General features: G+C 63.9%; 20 protein-coding genes and 1 tRNA gene. 10 read left to right on the forward strand and 11 right to left on the reverse strand.

What is annotated here, in order from left to right; translation table 11 throughout:
* Positions 1-819 (forward strand): TIGR02186 family protein, encoded by an 819-nt coding sequence (locus ABUE31_RS22185; RefSeq protein WP_367725952.1) that lies wholly within the window; start codon positions 1-3, stop codon positions 817-819.
* On the opposite strand, the gene pdeM is transcribed toward ABUE31_RS22185, so the two are convergent.
* From pdeM to ABUE31_RS22200, 3 genes are all read right to left on the reverse strand, one after another.
* Positions 816-1,535 (reverse strand): ligase-associated DNA damage response endonuclease PdeM, encoded by a 720-nt coding sequence (pdeM, locus tag ABUE31_RS22190; protein WP_437344179.1) that lies wholly within the window; start codon positions 1,533-1,535, stop codon positions 816-818. The genes ABUE31_RS22185 and pdeM overlap by 4 nt on opposite strands.
* Complete coding sequence (locus ABUE31_RS22195) at positions 1,532-4,258, reverse strand: ligase-associated DNA damage response DEXH box helicase (RefSeq protein ID WP_367725953.1); 2,727 nt, start codon at positions 4,256-4,258, stop codon at positions 1,532-1,534. Before ABUE31_RS22195 ends, pdeM begins: the two co-directional genes overlap by 4 nt.
* A gap of 146 nt (positions 4,259-4,404) precedes the next feature.
* Positions 4,405-5,325 carry a class I SAM-dependent methyltransferase gene (locus tag ABUE31_RS22200; RefSeq protein ID WP_367725954.1) on the reverse strand — a complete coding sequence of 307 codons (921 nt, stop codon included), beginning with the start codon at positions 5,323-5,325 and terminating at the stop codon, positions 4,405-4,407.
* A gap of 128 nt (positions 5,326-5,453) precedes the next feature.
* On the opposite strand from ABUE31_RS22200, the gene ABUE31_RS22205 reads away from it, so the two are divergent.
* Entirely contained in the window at positions 5,454-6,464 is a 1,011-nt protein-coding gene (locus ABUE31_RS22205) for a ligase-associated DNA damage response exonuclease (protein ID WP_367725955.1), read from the forward strand.
* A complete protein-coding gene (locus tag ABUE31_RS22210) occupies positions 6,464-8,065 on the forward strand; it encodes a cisplatin damage response ATP-dependent DNA ligase (RefSeq protein ID WP_367725956.1) in 1,602 nt (533 codons plus the stop codon). Before ABUE31_RS22205 ends, ABUE31_RS22210 begins: the two co-directional genes overlap by 1 nt.
* Before the next feature lies 1 nt (position 8,066).
* Here ABUE31_RS22210 and ABUE31_RS22215 read toward each other — a convergent pair whose 3' ends face one another.
* From ABUE31_RS22215 to ABUE31_RS22225, 3 genes are all read right to left on the reverse strand, one after another.
* On the reverse strand, positions 8,067-9,191 hold the full coding sequence (locus ABUE31_RS22215) for a hypothetical protein (protein WP_367725957.1): 1,125 nt from the start codon (positions 9,189-9,191) through the stop codon (positions 8,067-8,069).
* A gap of 125 nt (positions 9,192-9,316) precedes the next feature.
* Positions 9,317-10,363 (reverse strand): Gfo/Idh/MocA family protein, encoded by a 1,047-nt coding sequence (locus ABUE31_RS22220; RefSeq protein ID WP_367725958.1) that lies wholly within the window; start codon positions 10,361-10,363, stop codon positions 9,317-9,319.
* A gap of 85 nt (positions 10,364-10,448) precedes the next feature.
* On the reverse strand, positions 10,449-11,234 hold the full coding sequence (locus ABUE31_RS22225) for a ThuA domain-containing protein (protein WP_367725959.1): 786 nt from the start codon (positions 11,232-11,234) through the stop codon (positions 10,449-10,451).
* A 181-nt stretch (positions 11,235-11,415) separates the two neighbouring features.
* Between ABUE31_RS22225 and ABUE31_RS22230 the strand changes: the two genes are divergently transcribed.
* Positions 11,416-11,491, forward strand: a tRNA-Thr gene (locus tag ABUE31_RS22230).
* Between the two features lie 89 nt (positions 11,492-11,580).
* Here ABUE31_RS22230 and ABUE31_RS22235 read toward each other — a convergent pair.
* From ABUE31_RS22235 to ABUE31_RS22245, 3 genes are read right to left on the reverse strand one after another with little or no spacing between them, the layout of a single operon-like run.
* Entirely contained in the window at positions 11,581-11,823 is a 243-nt protein-coding gene (locus ABUE31_RS22235; protein WP_367725960.1) for a hypothetical protein, read from the reverse strand.
* Positions 11,820-12,050, reverse strand: a complete 231-nt coding sequence (locus tag ABUE31_RS22240) for a hypothetical protein (protein ID WP_367725961.1) — start codon at positions 12,048-12,050, stop codon at positions 11,820-11,822. The genes ABUE31_RS22235 and ABUE31_RS22240 overlap by 4 nt, the downstream gene beginning before the upstream one ends.
* Positions 12,034-12,465, reverse strand: coding sequence for a S24/S26 family peptidase (locus ABUE31_RS22245; RefSeq protein WP_367725962.1), 432 nt, complete (start codon positions 12,463-12,465; stop codon positions 12,034-12,036). The genes ABUE31_RS22240 and ABUE31_RS22245 overlap by 17 nt, the downstream gene beginning before the upstream one ends.
* A 108-nt stretch (positions 12,466-12,573) precedes the next feature.
* Here ABUE31_RS22245 and ABUE31_RS22250 point away from each other — a divergent pair, with 108 nt between their 5' ends.
* Together ABUE31_RS22250 and ABUE31_RS22255 are read left to right on the forward strand one after the other, a co-directional pair.
* The gene (locus ABUE31_RS22250) at positions 12,574-12,804 is read left to right on the forward strand and encodes a helix-turn-helix domain-containing protein (protein WP_367725963.1); all 231 of its coding nucleotides are present in this window, start codon (positions 12,574-12,576) and stop codon (positions 12,802-12,804) included.
* On the forward strand, positions 12,801-13,151 hold the full coding sequence (locus ABUE31_RS22255) for a hypothetical protein (protein WP_367725964.1): 351 nt from the start codon (positions 12,801-12,803) through the stop codon (positions 13,149-13,151). Before ABUE31_RS22250 ends, ABUE31_RS22255 begins: the two co-directional genes overlap by 4 nt.
* A 536-nt stretch (positions 13,152-13,687) precedes the next feature.
* Here ABUE31_RS22255 and ABUE31_RS22260 read toward each other — a convergent pair.
* Positions 13,688-14,485 (reverse strand): thermonuclease family protein, encoded by a 798-nt coding sequence (locus tag ABUE31_RS22260; RefSeq protein WP_367725965.1) that lies wholly within the window; start codon positions 14,483-14,485, stop codon positions 13,688-13,690.
* A gap of 597 nt (positions 14,486-15,082) precedes the next feature.
* Between ABUE31_RS22260 and ABUE31_RS22265 the strand changes: the two genes are divergently transcribed.
* The 4 genes from ABUE31_RS22265 to ABUE31_RS22280 all read left to right on the forward strand — a co-directional run bounded on the left by ABUE31_RS22265 (position 15,083) and on the right by ABUE31_RS22280 (position 17,480).
* Positions 15,083-15,334: a hypothetical protein gene (locus tag ABUE31_RS22265; RefSeq protein WP_367725966.1), complete on the forward strand. Its 252-nt coding sequence runs from the start codon at positions 15,083-15,085 to the stop codon at positions 15,332-15,334.
* An 80-nt stretch (positions 15,335-15,414) separates the two neighbouring features.
* Entirely contained in the window at positions 15,415-16,575 is a 1,161-nt protein-coding gene (locus ABUE31_RS22270; RefSeq protein ID WP_367725973.1) for a trypsin-like peptidase domain-containing protein, read from the forward strand.
* An 87-nt stretch (positions 16,576-16,662) separates the two neighbouring features.
* Positions 16,663-16,992: a hypothetical protein gene (locus ABUE31_RS22275; RefSeq protein WP_367725967.1), complete on the forward strand. Its 330-nt coding sequence runs from the start codon at positions 16,663-16,665 to the stop codon at positions 16,990-16,992.
* Positions 16,993-17,039: 47 nt separating this feature from the next.
* The gene (locus ABUE31_RS22280) at positions 17,040-17,480 is read left to right on the forward strand and encodes a Ros/MucR family transcriptional regulator (RefSeq protein ID WP_367725968.1); all 441 of its coding nucleotides are present in this window, start codon (positions 17,040-17,042) and stop codon (positions 17,478-17,480) included.
* 31 nt (positions 17,481-17,511) lie between these two features.
* Here the strand turns inward: ABUE31_RS22280 and ABUE31_RS22285 are convergent, their stop codons facing one another.
* Positions 17,512-17,877: a hypothetical protein gene (locus tag ABUE31_RS22285; RefSeq protein ID WP_367725969.1), complete on the reverse strand. Its 366-nt coding sequence runs from the start codon at positions 17,875-17,877 to the stop codon at positions 17,512-17,514.
* Positions 17,878-18,018 lie beyond the last annotated feature (141 nt).

Here is an 18,018-nt window from a genome sequence, read left to right on the forward strand (position 1 = left end):
ATGGGTCGGCTCGCAATCCTGCCCATCCTGACGGCGGCAATGCTTTTCGCCGGCGCCGCCGCTGCGCAGCGCCCGGAAGCCGAGACGCAGGAAACGGCGCCGGCGCCGAACCCGGAATCGATCCAGATCGGCCTTTCGACCAACCGCGTCGCCATCACCGCCGACTTCTCGGGCGCCGACCTGACGATCTTCGGGTCGCTCGACAACTCCGATCCGCTGACGTCCAGGCACGGGCGCTACGACGTCATCGTGGTGCTCGAAGGCCCGGCGCAGGAGATCGTCGTCCGGCGCAAGGATCGCGTGCTGGGCATGTGGATCAACGTGGAGTCCGAAACCTTCGTGAACGTCCCGGTCTCCTATTCGGTCGCGACGACGCGCATGCCGCAGGACATCACCGATACAAACAGCTACCGGCGGCTGTCGCTCGGCGCCGACAACCTGCACATCGAACCCATGGACCGCGACGGCAACCCGGCCACCATCGACGAGTTCCGCGCGGCGCTGCGCGAACGCAAGGCTGCGGCTGGACTGTTCAGCATGCGCGTCGGCGGCGTGGAATTCCTTTCGCAGAGCCTCTTCCGCGCCTCGCTGCCTCTGTCGCCCAGCGTACCGGTCGGTACCCACAAGGCCCGCGCCTTCCTGTTCAAGAACGGCGTGTTCATCAAGGAAAGCTCGGCGCAGCTGTCCATCGTGAAGTCGGGTTTCGAACAGACGATCTACCGCTTCGCGAGCAATCATGGCTTCGCCTACGGCATCCTTGCCACGCTGCTGGCGGTGCTGACCGGCTGGCTGGGGCGGGTTGTCTTCCGGAAGGACTAGCCCGGCCTGAGCATCGCGCCAGCGATCGCAAACACCTTGCTCGCGCCGATCATGTAGGCGACCAGCCCGTCTTCGCGGAACAGGCCGGCATAAGCGCGGTCGAGCACGTTGAGCGAGCCGGTGTAGGCGCCGAATGCAGGCATGACGATGCGTGTCCCATCGGCAGCGAAGCAGCGGCGGCGCACCGACCGGCCGCGCTGCACGATACGCGCGCACGGATGAAGATGGCCGGCAATCTCGCCGGGCGGCGACTTTTTCGACGGCTCGTGGCGGAAACTGAGCGGACCGACCGCCAGCGCCTCGACGGTGTCGCCCGGCAGGCCGGCCGGCGGACTGGGGTCGTGGTTTCCGGAGACCCAGAACCAGTCGCGGCCGGCAGCCAGCGCCGACAGGTCCAGCCGCAATCGTTCGGGCAGTCGCGAAGAACCCTCGTCGTCATGGAAACTGTCGCCCAGACTGACCACGGATTTCGGTCGGTAGTGATCGATGACGGCCTGCAGCCTGAGAAGCGTCGCGGCGGTGTCGTAGGGCGGCACCAGCATGCCGCGGCGGGCAAAGGACGACCCCTTCTCCAGGTGCAGGTCGGAGACGCAGAGCAGGTCGTGACGGGGAAAATAGAGGGCGCCGCGCCGATCGCAGAGCGCAGCCTCGCCCGCCACCGTGATCTCGGCAGCGTCACCAGCATCCGGCAGGAAAATCGGTTCTGCGCCCCTCACTGTCTGTCCCTTGTTCCGTTCGGTCTTCCCGTCGCCTGCGCGATCAGCTCTTCCGCTTCCGACAGGAGTGCGTCGCCGGCCTCGCCGTCGACCCGCTCGCGTCCGACCTCCAGCATGATCGGCACGGCGAGTGGCGAAATCCGGTCGAGATCCTTGTGCACGATTCGGCCTTTTATACGCGACAGCATGTCGGCAAGTCTCCTGACATCGAGCAGTCCGGCCGCGGCGTCGGCACGCGTCGCCTGCAGCAGGATGTGGTCGGGCTCATGCGTGCGCAGGACGTCGTAGATGAGGTCGGCCGACACCGTCACCTGGCGGCCGCTCTTCTCCTGGCCGGGAAAGCGTTTCTCGATCAGGCCGGAAATCTGCGCGCAGGCGCGGAAGGTGCGCTTCAGCATCCAGCTGTCCGCCAGCCAGGCGTCGAGGTCGTCGCCAAGCATGTCTTCGTCGAAAAGCTGGCCGAGCCTGATCCTGCCCGATCTGAATAGCGCGCCAAGGTCGCCGACAGCCCAGACGCCGAGCACGTAGTCGGTGGCGACGAAGCCGAGCGGCTTTGCCCTCATCCGCTCGAGACGACGCGTCAGCAGCATGCCGAGCGTCTGGTGCGCCAGCCGTCCCTCGAAGGGATAGGCGACCATGTAGAAACGGTCGCCATAAGGAAAGGTCTCGACCAGCAGTTCGCCGCGTTTCGGCAGGATCGAGTACTCCGCCTGCAGCCGCAGCCAGTCAGCGACCTGCTCGGGCAGCGCCTTCCAGCGCCGCGGGTCCGCCAGCATGCCGCGCACCTGGTCGGCAAGGTAGGTCGAAAGCGGAAACTTGCCGCCGCCATAATAGGGCACCTTGGCGTCCTTGCCCGGCGCGTTGGATACAAAACACTCGTTCTCGCGGATGCCTTCGAAGCGCAGCACCTTGCCGGCGAAAAGGAAGGTGTCACCATAGACCAGCGTCTCCAGGAACGCCTCCTCGATCTTGCCGAGCACCGGGCCGCCGCGCGCCACCGGCCCCTTGCCCTGGCGGACGTAGCGCACGTTCAGCGCCGGCACCTCGATGATGGTGCCGACGTTCAGCCGGTACTGCTGGGCGATGCGGGGATGGGTGACGCGCCAAAACCCTTCCTTCGTCTTGCGGATGCGGGCGTAGCGTTCGTAGCTTTTCAGCGCGTAACCGCCGGTGGCGACGAAATCGACGACGCGGTCGAACGTCTCGCGCGCGAGCCCGGCATAGGGCGCGGCGGAGAGCACCTCGCGGTAGAGGTCGTCGGCATCGAAGGGCGCGCCGCAGGCAACGCCCAGCACATGCTGCGCCAGCACGTCGAGCGCGCCCTCCAGCAGCGGCGGCGTGTCCTGAGCGCCCACCGTCGACGCCTCGAGAGCCGCACGACATTCCAGCACCTCGAAACGGTTCGCCGGGACCAGGATCGCCCGCGACGGCTCGTCCATGCGGTGGTTGGAGCGGCCGATGCGCTGCGCCAGCCGGCTTGCCCCCTTCGGCGCGCCGACATGGATGACGAGGTCGACGTCGCCCCAGTCGATGCCGAGGTCGAGCGTCGACGTCGCGACGATGGCGCGCAGCGAATTGGTCTCCATCGCCTTTTCGACGCGTCGGCGCTGGCCGACGTCGAGCGAGCCGTGATGGAGCGCGATCGGCAGCGAGTCCTCGTTGATGCGCCAGAGTTCCTGGAACAGCAGTTCTGCCTGGCTCCTGGTGTTGACGAAGAGCAGCGTCGTCTTGTGCGCCTTCACCTGCTCGTAGATTTCGGGGATCGCGTAGCGCGAGGAATGCCCCTGCCAAGGCACGCGCTCGCGCGAATCCAGCACCGAAACGTCGGGCTTCGCGCCACCGGCGACGGTGATCAGCTCGGCCATGGGTGGGGCGCGGGCAACGTCACCCCCCTCTGTCCTGCCGGACATCTCCCCCTCAAGGGGGGAGATCGGCTGTCTTTTTCTTCCTTCGCCAATCGCCGACGTCGAAGCGGATGCAGCGGGGGCGGAATGGGTAATCTCCCCCCTTGAGGGGGAGATGGCCGGCAGGCCAGAGGGGGGGCTTGCCGCCGTGACGTCCTGAGCCACCAGCCATCTTCTCAACTCGTCCGGCTCAGCCACCGTCGCCGACAGGCCGATCGCCTGCAGGCCGGGAACGATGGCGCGGAGCCTAGCAAGCCCGAGCGCCAGAAGATGGCCGCGCTTGGACGTCACCAGCGAATGCAACTCGTCGAAGACGACGTAGCGCAAATCCTCGAAGAAGCGCTTCGCGTCCGATGTCGCGATCAGCAGCGCGAGCTGCTCGGGCGTGGTGAGCAGAATGTCGGGCGGCGCGAGCTTCTGGCGCTGGCGCTTGTGCGCCGGCGTATCGCCCGTGCGGGTCTCGATCGTGACGGCCAGGCCCATTTCATCGACCGGCTTGCCGAGATTGCGCTGGATATCGACCGCCAGCGCCTTCAGCGGCGAGATGTAGAGCGTGTGGACGCCGCGCCTGGCCTCGCCCGGCCGGCGCCTGGGACGCTCCGCGAGTTCGGTTAGCGTCGGCATGAAGCCGGCGAGCGTCTTGCCGGCGCCAGTCGGCGCGATCAGCAGAACCGACTTGCCGGCCTGCGCCGTGGCCAGAAGCTCGATCTGGTGGGCGCGCGGCGACCAGCCGCGTTCCGCGAACCATTTGATGAACTGGTCCGGCAGGATCGCGACCGTGGTTTCGGGATCGGCCTTTGGTTTGAGCTGTCGCGTCACGCGCCAGAGGTAGCGCGGGCGCTATCCGCCGCCAAGCGAAAAATGGAACAAACAGGGATCGGATTGCAGCCTGTATTCGCGCCGACCTTTTGAGCGGGTACCGGACGCTCCAGCACTCAAGCGCGGCCGGACCTTCGTTCGACCGTTCAACGAGAAGGGAGCAGTTCCGCTACGACGATCAGCCCCGTCACCGGTTCTGTGCGGTCCTGCCTGATGGCGCGCTCTTCCAGCGACACGACGGCAAGCCCGGCATCCCGGAGAACGCGCCTGACATAGGCCTCGGAATGCGCATAGCGCCGCGAAGGCCGCAGCCAGAAGCCGTCTGGCGCATCCAGGCTCTCGACCGAGAATGCGAACAGCCCCCCTTCGACCAGCAGTCCGGCCACGGTCTTCACCACGCCTTCGAGCGCGCCGACATACATGAAGACGTCCGCCGCGGTTACCAGATCGGCCTTCGGCCCATCGTAGGCGAAGGCCTGCAGGTCAGCCTTCTCCATACGGTCGTAGACGCCCTTCTCCCGCGCCTTTCGCAGCATCTGGGCCGAGATATCGAAACCTTCGAGCCGGTCGCAGAAGGGGCGCAGCCGCTCGCCCATCAGCCCGGTGCCGCAGCCGAGATCGAGCGCCACCGCAAACCGGCCGGGACGCGCGCCGCTGATCGCCTCGGCCAGGAATTCCGGTACGCGATAGCCGAGCGTGTCGACCAGCGCCTGGTCGAATTTCGGCGCGTACTGGTCGAACAGCATCTCAACGAAGGCGCTCGGCGGTACGGGAGCGCTTTCCCCGGCCTCGGCCAGCGCGAGCTTCAAACTGGCTCCGCTGTGGTCCGCCGGGTCCAGCGCAAGCGCGGTGCGCCACGCGACGACAGCGGCCGCCATGTCGCCGGCGGCCTCATGGAATTCGCCGAGCTGGTACCAGCCGAGCGCCCAGCCCGGAACCATGTCGAGGGCGGCCAGCAGCATTTCCGTGGCGCCGGAAAAGTCCGACTCGGCAAACAGCATCAGAGCGAAGTCCACCCGGCGGTCGGCCGCCGGATCGCCGGAAGACAGGCTGAATTTCACGCTCATGGGGGTCGCTCAGGAAGGACGCGCGTCTATGCTGCCGCGCGCGAAAAAGAGCAAGCGGCATTTTTTGAACCGACGACTGCTGACAAATGCGACTTCCCGCACGGCCGGTATCGCCTATCTTTGAGGCGATGCGACCACGCGATCTGCTTTGCCCCAAACCCGCGGGCCTCTACTGCCCGCCCGGCGATTTCCATGTCGATCCGGTGCGGCCAGTCTCGCGCGCCCTGATCACTCACGGCCATTCCGATCATGCCCGCTCCGGCCACGGAGCGGTGCTGGCGACGCGCCAGACGCTCGACATCATGGGATTGCGCTACGGCGAGGACTTCGCCGGCTCGACCCAGGAGGCGATCCTCGGCGAGACCATCGACGTCAACGGCGTCGCCGTCACCTTCCACCCGGCAGGCCACGTTCTCGGCTCGGCGCAGATTTCGGTGGAACACGGCGGCACGCGCATCGTCGTCTCGGGAGACTACAAGCGCCGGCCCGACGCCACCTGCCTGCCCTTCGAGCCTGTCCGTTGCGACGTCTTCATCACCGAAGCGACCTTCGGCCTGCCTGTTTTCCGCCACCCGCCAGCCGACAAGGAGATCGGCAAGCTTATCCGATCGGCCGAACAGTTCCCGGAGCGGGCCCACCTCGTCGGCGCCTATGCGCTCGGCAAGGCGCAGCGCGTCATCCGACTGCTCCGCGATTCCGGCTATGGCAAGCCGATCTACATCCACGGCGCGATGGCGACCTTGTGCGACTACTACCAGTCGGAGGGTATCGATCTCGGCGACCTCAGGCCCGCCACGGTCGAGGGCGGCGCCAAAGGCGATTTCGCCGGCGCCATCGTCGTCGGCCCCTCGTCCGCCTTCGCCGATCGCTGGGCGCGACGGTTTCCCGACCCGATCTCCTGTTTCGCTTCGGGTTGGATGCGCATCCGCCAGCGCGCCAAGCAGGGCGGCGTCGAGCTGCCGCTCATCATCTCGGACCATTGCGACTGGGACGAACTGCTGGAGACCATCGTCGAGACGGAGGCAAGCGAGATCTGGGTGACGCACGGCCGCGAGGAAGCGCTGGTGCGATGGTGCGAACTGCAGGGCATCTCGGCCAAGGCGCTGCACCTCGTCGGCTACGAGGACGAGGGGGATTGATGAACCGCTTCGCCGAACTGCTCGACCGCCTGGTGCTGACGCCGGCCCGCAACGGCAAGCTGACGCTGCTCACCGACTATTTCCGCGCGGTCGAGGACCCGGACCGCGGCTTTGCGCTGGCGGCGATCACGGGCGACCTCTCGATCGCCGCCGTCAAGCCGGCCATGTTGCGGGCGCTGATTGCCGATCGCATGGATCCGGTGCTGTTCGGCTATTCCTACGACTATGTCGGCGACCTCGCCGAGACGGTGTCCCTGGTCTGGCCCGAGCCGCCACAGAACCAGAAGCCCAACCGCGAGCCGACGCTTGGCGACGTGGTCGGCGCGCTGCAGGCGGCCAGCCGCTCGGACGGGCCGACGGTGCTCGCAAGGCTATTGGACAGCGCCAGCATCGAGGCGCGCTTCGCCATCATCAAGCTGGTCACGGGCGGTCTGCGCATCGGCGTCTCGGCGCGGCTGGCGAAACAGGCGCTCGCCGATTTCGGCAAGGTCGACGTCGCGGAGATCGAGGAACTCTGGCATGGGCTGAAGCCGCCCTACACCGAGCTCTTCGCCTGGCTGGAAGGCAAGGCGCCAAGACCCGAGAAGGCAGCCATGGCGCTGTTCCGGCCGGTGATGCTCTCCAATCCGGTCGAGGACCGCGACCTCGAAAAGCTCGACCCCGCCGACTACGCCGCCGAATGGAAGTGGGACGGAATTCGCGTGCAGGCGGTGTCGGAAGGCGGCGCGCGCCGGCTCTACTCGCGCACCGGCGACGACGTGTCGGGGGCCTTTCCGGACCTGGTCGACGCGATCGACTTTTCCGCCGCGCTCGACGGCGAACTCCTGGTCGGCGATCCGAGGGGCGGGACCGGCACGTTCTCCGACCTGCAGCAGCGGCTGAACCGCAAGACCGTTTCGGCCAAGATCCGCGAAAAGTTCCCCGCCTTCATGCGCTGCTACGACGTGCTGCTGCTCGACGGCGAGGACCTCAGGCCCCTGCCCTTCGGCGAGCGCCGCAAACGCCTGGAGGCCCTGGTGGCGACGCTGGACCCGGCGCGTTTCGACCTCTCGCCGCTGGCGGCGTTCGCCGGCTGGGACGCGCTGAACCACATGCGCAGCAACCCGCCGCATCCGGTCATCGAGGGCGTCATGCTGAAGCGGCTGGATTCGCCTTACGTCGCCGGGCGGCCGAAAGGGCCATGGTTCAAGTGGAAGCGAGACCCGCACACGGTGGACGCCGTGCTGATGTATGCCCAGCGCGGCCACGGCAAGCGCTCCAGCTTCTATTCCGACTACACGTTCGGCGTCTGGCAGGGTTCGCCGGGCGACGAAGAACTGGTGCCCGTCGGAAAGGCCTATTTCGGCTTCACCGACGAGGAACTCAGGCAGATCGACAAATATGTGCGCGACAACACGGTCGAGCGCTTCGGGCCGGTGCGTTCGGTGCGGGCCGATCGCGAAAAGGGGCTGGTGCTCGAGGTCGCCTTCGAGGGACTGGCCCGCTCGACCCGCCACAAGTCGGGCGTCGCCATGCGCTTCCCCCGAATCTCGAGGCTGCGCTGGGACAAGCCGACCGCCGAGGCAGACCGCATCGAGACGCTGAAGGCGCTGCTCGACTGACCTATTCGAGGACCGAGACCTTGATCTCGTAAATGTCGACCGCCTTGCCTTCATTGGCGAAGTCGGAGTTGACGGCGATCGAACCGCCCGCGCCGGGCCGGTTCGACGGCAACTCGACGTCGAACAGGTATTCGCCGCGCTCGTAGCCAACGGCGTAGCGCTGGCGCCCGCAATCGCCCATCTCGCCGAAATCGCAGCTGATCGAAATCTGCGTCTGCGTTCCGTCCTCGGCGCGCGCCGAAATGTCGAACACCGCCTTCCTGCCGGCGATCCGTTCGAGTATCCCCTGCCCGACGTCGAACACGACGGCCGCGCCTTCGGCGCCCGAACGGATGCGAATGAACTCGCCGGACTCGTCCTCGCTCACCTCGGCGGTCGCGCCCGAGGGGGCGTTGACGCCGGAGGGGTCGTCGGGCGTGAACACGGTGATCCAGTTGCGCAATTGCTGCGTTCCGGCCGGCTCGCCGGGCTGCAGCGGCATCTCCTGCGCCGGATCGAAATCCTCGCTGTCGCCGAGAGGCGACGGCGCTGGAGCCTGAGCAGTCGGGATCCGCAAGATGCCGGTTTCATGGGCCAACCAGCCCCCGAGCGCGGCCGCGCACACCAGCGTGACAATGACGAACATCGCGGCGAAGGGACGCCTGCCCCTGTCCGACCGTCGCCCGTCGTGATCCGGCAACACAGCCTCGGCGGGTGGCGCAACCGCCGCCGGCGCTGCCTCCTGCGGTCCGAGATCGACGGGAGGCGCGCCCCCGTCGGACGCCGGCCCGCCATCGAGCGCAACCGACGGCGCATCGCCAAAGGCGTCGCCCGCGGGCGCCTGCGGAGCCTCGACGGCCGGCGCAGCGGCTTCGCCGCGGTCCTCGTGGAGCGCTATCTCCGGCACATCGTCCGGCTGCACCGGCAAGGCAGGAGCCGCCGGCAGATATTCCGATTCGATGCTTGTGACCTTCGCCTGCAGGCTCTGCCGGCGCTTGATCGCCATCTCGACGGTCAGTTGGGGATTTGCCTGGGTGGCGCGCTCCAGCGCGGCGAACGCCGAACGATACACCTTCTCGCGGAAGGCGCGGTCCTCGGCATCACCCTTCTCAAGCGCGTTGCGGATCGCTTTTTCAACAGGATCCAATTACGGTTTTTCCCCGGTGCGGAACTTGGCGTTGACGATGGTTAGCCTTAGCCGGACCATCAGGCAATGTCCGGCGGCCGCCAATGCCCGGGAAATTGCCCGCCAGGGGCGAGACGCGCGGGCGCTCAGAGGACGATGCGGCGCCCGACGCGAGCGCTCTCGAACGCCGCGTCGATCACCTTCTGGACGTCGGCAGCGCGACGGAAGGACGGATCGCCGTTCTTCCCCGTCGCCAGCGCGTCGGCAAAACGCCGGGCATTGCGCGCGACCGGCTCCGCCTCGAGTTCGCGCCAGGCGGCAGGGTCGACATCCTTGCCCAGGCAAGCCTGGAGCGTCGATTCGCGTCCGTCCGACACGACCCGAAGCGCGCCTTTCGTGCCGTGCAGCGAAAGCGACAGCTCGTTGATGTAGCCGGTGGCGAAACGCGTCGCCACGACGGTCGCCAGCGCGCCCGATCGCATCCGCGCGGTCATCGCAACGCTGTCGTTGGCGTCCAGCAGATAGTCCCCGACGCGGTTGCCCTCGGCCTTCGGAAAGGTCGTCAGATCGGCCTGCAGGCTGGCGAACTCGTCCGCCGCTCCGTAGCTTGCGAAATCCAGGATATGGACGCCGACGTCGCCGAGCACGCCGGTCGAGCCATGCGCGGTCGATTGACGCCACAGCCACTGGGGCTCCGTCATCGCGTCGCCCCAGGCCTTCGACACCAGCCAGCTCTGCCTGTACGCCGCCTCGACATGGCGCAGCGCACCGATGTCGCCGGCCTCGATCATTTTTCGCGCCTTCTGCAGGGCGGGCGCGTTGCGGTAGGTGAGGTTGACCATGTTGACCAGCCCCGCATCCTCCGCCGCTTCGGTCATGGCAAGCGCATCGGCGAAGGTCGGCGCCAGCGGCTTTTCGCAGAAGACGTGCTTGCCGGCCTCTATCAGCGCAAGCGTCGTCCCTTTGTGCGCGCCGTCGGGCGTCGCATTGATGGCGGCGTCGAAACCGCCCCAGGAGATCGCTTCCTCGAGGCTCTGGAAATGCCTTTCGATCCCGTTCTTCGCCGCAAACTCGGCAGCCTTGCCCGGCAAGCGGTCGACGCAGGCGACGATCTCGCATCCCGGGACGGCGGCGAACTCCTCGACGTGGTGTCCGGCTATGGCGCCGGTGCCGAGCAACAACAGACGGTGCATCAAATTCTCCTCGGATGGCATTTCGGCTGGCCGCAACGTCCCTGTCGGCGCGAGCGCATCGGCGTCCGCGCCGAACTCGCGGCGCTCAGCTCAAACCCTTGTCGCCGTCCGCGTGGAGGCGGCCGCCCTTCTGCACGATCTTCTCCCTGGCTGCGGCAACCGGCACGTTGGGCGCCTCGGTGACGGTGCTCCAGGCTGGCGCCGGGTTGTGCGCCCAGTGCACGGCATTCCTCAGCACCTGCCGAACGCCCTCGTTGTGATAGATCGGATAGGTTTCGTGGCCGGGCGAAAAATAGAAGATCCTGCCGGCGCCGCGCTGCCAGGTCATGCCCGAGCGGAACACCTCGCCGCCCTCGTACCAGGACACGAACACCGTCTCCATCGGCTCCGGCACGGCGAACGGCTCGCCGTACATCTCCGTCTCGGCGATCTCGATGCACTCGCCGACCCCCTGCGCGATCGGATGGCCGCGGTTGATCGCCCAGGCGCGCTCGCGCTCGCCGGCCTCGCGCCATTTCAGCGAGCAGGGCGTGCCCATCAGACGCTTGAAGATCTTCGAATAGTGACCGGAGTGGAGCACGATCAACCCCATGCCTTCCCAGACCCGGCGCGCGACCGCCTCCACCACCGTGTCCTCGACCTCGCCATGCGCGGCATGGCCCCACCAGAGCAGCACGTCGGTTTCGGCGAGACGCGCAGCCGTCAGCCCATGCTCCGGCTGCTGCAGCGTCGCGGTGGAGACGTCGAACGCCTTGTCCTGGCGCAGCGCCGAGGCGATCGTCTCATGCATGCCGTCGGGATAGATCGCCCGCACGACTTCGCTGGTCTGCTCGTGGACGTTTTCGCCCCAAACCACCGTCCTGATCGCCATCCTATCCTCCAAAGCGCTTTGGAAGCCATCCATAGTATGCCCGCCCCTCGTTGTTAAGCATGGATTCCGTCAGAATCCGTCTCTGGCCATGAAAATTCACAGGCTGGCCGCGGCCGTCTTGAATTCGGCCCGCAATACGGGTATCACGCGGCCACTCCGCCGGGCCCGCGCCCGAGCGCTGGCCGCTTTAGCTCAGTTGGTAGAGCACATCATTCGTAATGATGGGGTCGCGTGTTCGAGTCACGCAAGCGGCACCAAATATTTCAAGGGCTTAGGCTGCAGACACTGAGCGGTCACCAAAGTCCACTCACCAAATACTCACCGCGGAGGCCGGCGCCTCCCCTTATCATGTCCCACTTCTCAGCCCTTCGTGCGTGGCAAGCGCCTCGGTGACGGGCTCCAGCAGTTCGGTGGCAAGCCGCGTGACCTGCACGATGTTGTCGGCCAGTGCGGCGATTTCTTCCTCGTCGTTGGAGTTCTGGATTTCCCACGCCGCGAGGTGGCACAGGTTGAGCAGCGCAGCTACGTCGCTGCTGCACTGCATGAGTTGGGCAGCCGGCATGTCGGCCTGTGGGATGATGCGGTTCATTGCTGGTCCTCCGCCTTGCTCATTCGGGCGCGCAGCTTGTCGAGGTCGGCCCTGACATCATCAAAGATGCCGTCGACTAGGTCGCATGCGTTGGTGATGGCACTGCCCTGTCTCGTCGGCAGGCTTTCGCCAGCCATGAACATCAATTCGACGAGTTGCCGGGCGCGGCTGAGCTTGTCCTGTGCCGTGGCAATCTCGCCTGCGGCGCTCTTAAGCGTCATCTTCATTGGAGCAGTCCTCCCGCTTGACGATGTTGACGCACTTATGGACGGCCAGCAGCTTGCTTGCCTCGACGAGCGCCCGTCGTCCGTCGCTCTGCATCAGAACGAAGACCAGCTTGACCTCCGATTGGGGATGGTCGTCGACCGGTAACGTGATCCCGGATTGGCCGAGGAACAGGGTGAATATGCTGGCCTGCATGTCCCCCGGCTGCATCTTGTCGGGCCGCTTCCAGGCGATGACGATGTCGTCGCGCTTCGGCGTCTCACTCTTCGAGAACACCAGCGAGTCGCCGTCGTTGATGCGCGGCGCGAAATCGTTGCCGCTGAATTCCATGATGTAGAGTTCGGGGAATTCAGCGACCGTCCTGAAGATGACCTTGGGCACGCCTTCGGCGGCTGCCCGAACAGCGGTGTTCGGCATCGGAATTAACTCCAGCTGAATATTTATCAAGCAGAATTGCTTTAACCTTAACCGCAAGTCGCGTCAATTGCAGTTGATAATTTTTCTAGTGGAGTGTAATGACGACCAATGCTGACCCCCGAGCAAATCCGCGGCGCCCGCGCCATGTTGGGCTTAACGCAAGCAGAACTCGCTAAGCTGGCGGGTCTATCGACCACCGGCTTGAACAACATAGAAAAAGGGAGTGCCGACCCAAAGGCATCGACCTTGCGCGCAATTCAATCCGCTCTGGAAAGCGCTGGGATTCAGTTCATCGCAGAAAACGGAGGCGGACCGGGGGTCCGACTAGCCAAACGATGAAGAAGTCTCGCGAACAGATCCTTGCGGAGCTTCGTGATACAGACCCGATTACGCTCACAGAAGCGAGCCGCGTTGTATTGCGAGGGATTGTAACCGTCAGTGCTTTGCGATCTGAAATCAAGCGCGGCAACTTGGCAGCCGAGAAAATTGGCAAGAACCTTTTCACCACCCCTGCCGCCATCCGGGAGATGAGGGCGAATTGCCGCGTCAAGCCAAGCCCCTACACTATCTCCGACCGCAAGATCGAAACGACATCATCGGAGGAAAGAAACTTGGCGACCTCGATGGCGGAATTGAGCGCTGCCACCGCAGCACTAAGAGGAATTGGGAGACGCGGAGGCCGGTAGAATTCTACGCGGATCGCCTGCTGCCTTTTTTCGGCTTCCTCTTATCAATCTCTGCCCGCAGCACGGCCAGTGCGTCGGGGCCGGAAGGAAGCATCGGAGGCGCTCGTTTGGGGCGAGTGGCCTCCAGTATTGCATCCACATCAGCCTCCGTGAAGAACATGCGGTTTCCGATAACGCGGCAAGCTCCGATTCGCCTGGCGATCTCGCGCAACCTGCGCTCGGAGCAGCCAACGTGCTTCGCAAATTCCGCAGGCGTTGTGATAGGCGTGATTTCCATGAAGACGACCTAGAGACTGATTTCCTCTTCGTCCTCTTCCTCGAGGAGGCGTTTGTCCAAAGCGAGGTGCTGCGGTAACAATCGAACAGTTACCTCGCCGATCCGGAACTCCGGCACAAAGCCAGCCCTAGCCGCACCTTTGCATATGGCAGTGACTTGCTTTTGACTAATAGCGAGTTTCCTAGTCATGTCTCTTGGCCTTTCTAAGTCCCTTTCTCCTCCTTGGGAGTTGGGATTGCGACCCAGCTGACATTGTTACTTATTGCCGTGCCCGGCGCCATCCCGCCGCGCGAGCCTCACCCTCCGAACAGAACATGCGCTCGCCCTTGGATTTGGTGATGACCGTCTCGTCATAGAAGCGCTGACCCGGGACGTGGTAGATGCGCTCGCCCTTCTTGCTGATGTTGCCTTTGATCGCACAGGACCCAGAGAGAAGTCTGGCAGGCGGGCTGGACACTTCCTGCTGCGGCGCCTGTTGCGCCGCACGCCACTCCCATGGTGGTTCAAACTCGCCTTGCCAGATACCCTTGCCCGAGGCTCGCGCTTCGTCCTGATCGCTGGCGTATAGGCCACCCGAATGCCGCGGCCAATCCAGCGCGTGGCCTTCAAGCACCAGCCACTTTGCGACAGACGCTCCATCGGCCCGATAGCAGTCGCCGACGAAGCGGCCATACCTGTCCCACTCGACGAAAGTGCAGGTGACTGGCCGAGACTTCGCCAACCAGGTAGAGAGCGCCTTACTGGCAACCTGCCCGCAGCGGTAGCTCTTGCCCTTGGCGTCTTTGCAAAGCTGCTTCGTCTCCGGGGCATCGATGCCGTTGAAACGCACGCGGGTGCCAGTGATCTCGATCGTGTCACCGTCGATCACAGATGCCCTACCTGAGATGGTACTGCCATCTGACGCCGTCTTGGCCTTGGCGACCTTGACTACCTTGGCCGAACCGGCGGCGGACGATGGAACTTCGGCACTCGTATCGTTGCTGAAGTCTCTCCCCGCCAAAGAGAACCCGATTGCACCGGCAATGATCGTGGCAACCAGTATCGAACGTACGCTCACAGGTCGCCGTCGGCGCCTGAAGCGCACCGCGTTTCCTCCGCGACCATGTGAGGACCGACCGCCCATTTTCCTCCAATCGACTAGACGATGCATGCGGCCGCGAGACGAGTCCAGCCAAGTTCAACGCGATGGTTGACTATAGGTTGAGTGCCCTCCAGTATTTTCGAGGGGGATGGTCGATGCGATTTCTCGCAATCCTTGCGATTGCACTTCCAGACGTATGCAGAACCTGGCGGCCTTGGAACGCCTTGAGCCGGACTTTACCGACAGCCTGCTGCCTTTTGGCGCTCCTGTCTGGTACACCTGCGACGGCTCAGACTTTCAACTGCCAGATCCCGGTTCCCACATTGAAGGATCGGCTGATAGCCGAGAGCATCGCGCGCTATCCAGGCAACTGTCCGTGCCCCTACAACAAAGATGCTCGAGGTCGCAACTGCGGTAAGCGAAGCGCCTGGAACCGGCCTGGGGGATATTCCCCGCCGTGTTTTCCGGAAGACGTCACCGCTGATATGGTGCGTGAGTTTTGCGAAGTTTTGAAGCTTCGTGGCGAAGGCAATCAGGGAGGGCTGTTTTGATGAAGTTCGCCCCAAGCGGTGCATGACCCTCATCGAAGAACTCCTCGCGGCCGCAGACGATGAAAGCCTACCCGCGAGCGTTCGAGCGCTGCTGCGTCGTGCCGCCGAAGAATGCGAGTTGGACGTCGAATACCTGTCGCTGATCCGTGAACTGAACGAGGCGGGCCAGGAGCCCTTCACTGTCAACGAAGCGCTACGGGATTGGCTGATCGCCCACGGTCGCTTACCGTTCGATCCGATCGACGAGGAGACCGAGACGAAGGGGAATGCGTAGGGCACATCGGGAAGTTGTGGGATTTGGAAAGTAGGAGTACGACGTTGCGTGGATGGTTTTGGTCGACCTGCTTGGCTGCGGTGTTGTGCGCTGGTGCCGCGGCAGGTCAATCCCCTTCCGGCTCGGGGACCGCTTTTTTCATAAATTCAGACGGTTGGGCCATCACCAACGCCCATGTGATTGAAGGCTGCACCAGCGCCTCCGTCCCTTCGCTTGGGGCAGCAACGAACTGGATCGTCGACAAACAAAACGACCTTGCCGTGGTCAAAGTCACCGGCGGAACTGGAAAGCCGTTTCTACGATTGCTTGGTGGCTCTCCCAGGTTGGGAGAAGACATCACCGCGTTCGGATACCCGCTTGGCGGCCTGCTCTCCGACTCAATCAAGGTAACGACTGGCAATATCAATTCGTTGGTCGGGATCGACAATGACGCCCGCTACCTGCAGATATCGACACCTCTCCAACCTGGCAATTCCGGCGGCCCAGTTGTTGATCGGACAGGCCGCGTGGTGGGCGTAGCAACTGCAGTCCTCGGCTCCACATTTGTCGGAAACACCGGAATCCTTCCTCAGAATGTGAACTTCGCAATCAGATCGGCTATCGTTGAGCTTTTCCTTCAGAGCAGGTCGGTATCATACGCGACACAGCCTTCCGGTGGCGTTGAACTTTCGACGGCCGACTTGGCAGAGCGAATTGCTCCGGCGGTGGTCACGTTGCTCTGCTTCGGCAGGCCAGAAGCAACAACGGCTGGCGGACCCACTGGACCTGCGAGCATCCCGCAGCCAGCCTCGATCGAGCGGTCCTTCCAGCGTGTTGCGAACTACGATGTGATCGGCTTCGACTATCGAACCTTGTCGGCGGTGTCCGAGCTACAATGCCGTGATGCGTGTAAGGCTGATCCTTCTTGCAGGGCAACGACCTACAACAAGAAGGCACGGTTTTGCTTCCTAAAGGACGACGCAAAGCTGCTGGTCGCCAACTCCGATGCGTCCGCTTTCGTGGATGACGAACTGTCAAATGATGTTCTGGTATCCACCTTTGTCGTCGCTTCCGGGCGGGATATGGCTGGCGGAGATTATAGGCGCATTCGCAAAAGCAACTTTTTGGGCTGCTACATTGAATGCGAGATGGATCGTGTATGTTTAGCTTTCGCCTTCGTTCGTCGGAAAAATGAATGCTGGCTCAAGAACCGGGTTGGCCGGGTGACCGCAAAACCCGGCATCGATCTCGGGATCCGGTAAGAGCGCTCGGACGCTCTGCCTAATTCGCACCTCCTGGTTGATGAGGCTGGTAGGCCGCGTTACGGTTGGTGTTTTCGGGGGGATAGAATGATCAGACCTCTTGTCGCGGCGGTAGCCGTCGTGCTGCTTGCAGGCTGCGCGAAGAGACCAGACGCCATCACGCCGATGTCGATGCCGGCCAATGCCTACTCTGGCCTAAGCTGCGCGCAGCTTGCGTCAGAGCATCAGAAGTCGAGCGCCGCGCTTACCACTGTGTCTCAGGCTCAGAACAACGCAGCAACCGGAGACGCAGTCGGCGTGTTCCTTATCGGCGTTCCTATGAGCAGCACCTTCGGCGGGGATCAGGAGGGCAAGGTTGCCCAGCACAAGGGCGAGATTGTAGCGATCGAGGCGATGCAGAAAAACAAAGGCTGCTAGAACTTCACGGCTCAGCTATTGAGTGCGCCCGATACTGGAGAATTGAGATGTCTGAAACATCGAATACCGACGGCCTGCTCGCCGAGTTGACGGCAGAGATCGTATCTGCCTATGTCGCGAACAATTCCGTTCCCTCATCCAATTTGGCTGAGTTGATCGCGACTGTGCATTCCGCGGTCTCGGGGTTGTCCACGCCAGTGGCCGAGGAGATTGAACCGCCAAAGCCGGCTGTCAATCCGAAGCGGTCGGTTCACGACGATTACATTATCTGCCTCGAGGACGGAAAGCGGTTCAAGTCACTCAGGCGTCACCTCTCAAGCCATTACGGGCTATCGCCACAAGAATACCGTGCGAAGTGGAACCTGCCGCACGACTATCCGATGACTGCACCAAGCTACGCTGCAGCACGCTCACAACTGGCCAAGAAATTAGGCCTTGGCCGGAAGCCGGCCGCCAAGGCCAAATCGGCACGCCGACGGGGCAAGTAGCCCACACACAAGTGTCTCAGAACGGACTCCCCTAGCGCTTCACCATCCTGTCGGCCTCGACCCAGCTGCGCCGCCGCTGGTGATAGGAAGTGGTCGGATTACGCCGGCAAAGCTCGTCGAAGGCAGCACGGGCGGCGAGCGTGTTTTCGGCCCAGGCGACGACCTTGCGTATGTCCGCGTTCTGGTCGACCTCCATGATGCAGGATCCTGTGCCGTAGAGGTCAACGTTGAACTTGGACGTTGCCGGCGGCGCTTGTTGCGGATGCGCAATGGCGCTTCGAACCGTCTCGACGAGCATCAGCGCGGTGGCCGGCGAGAGTGCGATCCGCCGCGCGCCGCACAGCACGCGCTCCTCGATGGCGTTGGCGAGTTCGGCCGCATCCGTCCATGTCTGCATAGGCACAGACTAGGAACAAATGCCTAATTATATACTTGACAAAAGTAGGGGGTGGACTCATAACGGAACCAAGGAGTTACCGTTATGGACATCACCGCACCGATCTACACCGACGCCGAGGCAGCCCGCGAGCACCTTGAG

This window comes from Mesorhizobium marinum, from assembly GCF_040813675.1.
GTDB classification, from domain to species: domain Bacteria; phylum Pseudomonadota; class Alphaproteobacteria; order Rhizobiales; family Rhizobiaceae; genus Mesorhizobium_K; species Mesorhizobium_K marinum.

What these genes read in the sequence shown, in the direction of transcription:
- ABUE31_RS22185 (WP_367725952.1), top strand. Translation starts at nt 1, where the DNA reads ATGGGTCGGCTCGCAATCCTGCCCATCCTGACGGCGGCAATGCTTTTC.
- ABUE31_RS22200 (WP_367725954.1), bottom strand. Translation starts at nt 5,325, where the DNA reads ATGAGCGTGAAATTCAGCCTGTCTTCCGGCGATCCGGCGGCCGACCGC.
- ABUE31_RS22205 (WP_367725955.1), top strand. Translation starts at nt 5,454, where the DNA reads ATGCGACCACGCGATCTGCTTTGCCCCAAACCCGCGGGCCTCTACTGC.
- ABUE31_RS22210 (WP_367725956.1), top strand. Translation starts at nt 6,464, where the DNA reads ATGAACCGCTTCGCCGAACTGCTCGACCGCCTGGTGCTGACGCCGGCC.
- ABUE31_RS22220 (WP_367725958.1), bottom strand. Translation starts at nt 10,363, where the DNA reads ATGCACCGTCTGTTGTTGCTCGGCACCGGCGCCATAGCCGGACACCAC.
- ABUE31_RS22225 (WP_367725959.1), bottom strand. Translation starts at nt 11,234, where the DNA reads ATGGCGATCAGGACGGTGGTTTGGGGCGAAAACGTCCACGAGCAGACC.
- ABUE31_RS22235 (WP_367725960.1), bottom strand. Translation starts at nt 11,823, where the DNA reads ATGAACCGCATCATCCCACAGGCCGACATGCCGGCTGCCCAACTCATG.
- ABUE31_RS22240 (WP_367725961.1), bottom strand. Translation starts at nt 12,050, where the DNA reads ATGAAGATGACGCTTAAGAGCGCCGCAGGCGAGATTGCCACGGCACAG.
- ABUE31_RS22245 (WP_367725962.1), bottom strand. Translation starts at nt 12,465, where the DNA reads ATGCCGAACACCGCTGTTCGGGCAGCCGCCGAAGGCGTGCCCAAGGTC.
- ABUE31_RS22250 (WP_367725963.1), top strand. Translation starts at nt 12,574, where the DNA reads ATGCTGACCCCCGAGCAAATCCGCGGCGCCCGCGCCATGTTGGGCTTA.
- ABUE31_RS22255 (WP_367725964.1), top strand. Translation starts at nt 12,801, where the DNA reads ATGAAGAAGTCTCGCGAACAGATCCTTGCGGAGCTTCGTGATACAGAC.
- ABUE31_RS22265 (WP_367725966.1), top strand. Translation starts at nt 15,083, where the DNA reads ATGACCCTCATCGAAGAACTCCTCGCGGCCGCAGACGATGAAAGCCTA.
- ABUE31_RS22275 (WP_367725967.1), top strand. Translation starts at nt 16,663, where the DNA reads ATGATCAGACCTCTTGTCGCGGCGGTAGCCGTCGTGCTGCTTGCAGGC.
- ABUE31_RS22280 (WP_367725968.1), top strand. Translation starts at nt 17,040, where the DNA reads ATGTCTGAAACATCGAATACCGACGGCCTGCTCGCCGAGTTGACGGCA.
- ABUE31_RS22285 (WP_367725969.1), bottom strand. Translation starts at nt 17,877, where the DNA reads ATGCAGACATGGACGGATGCGGCCGAACTCGCCAACGCCATCGAGGAG.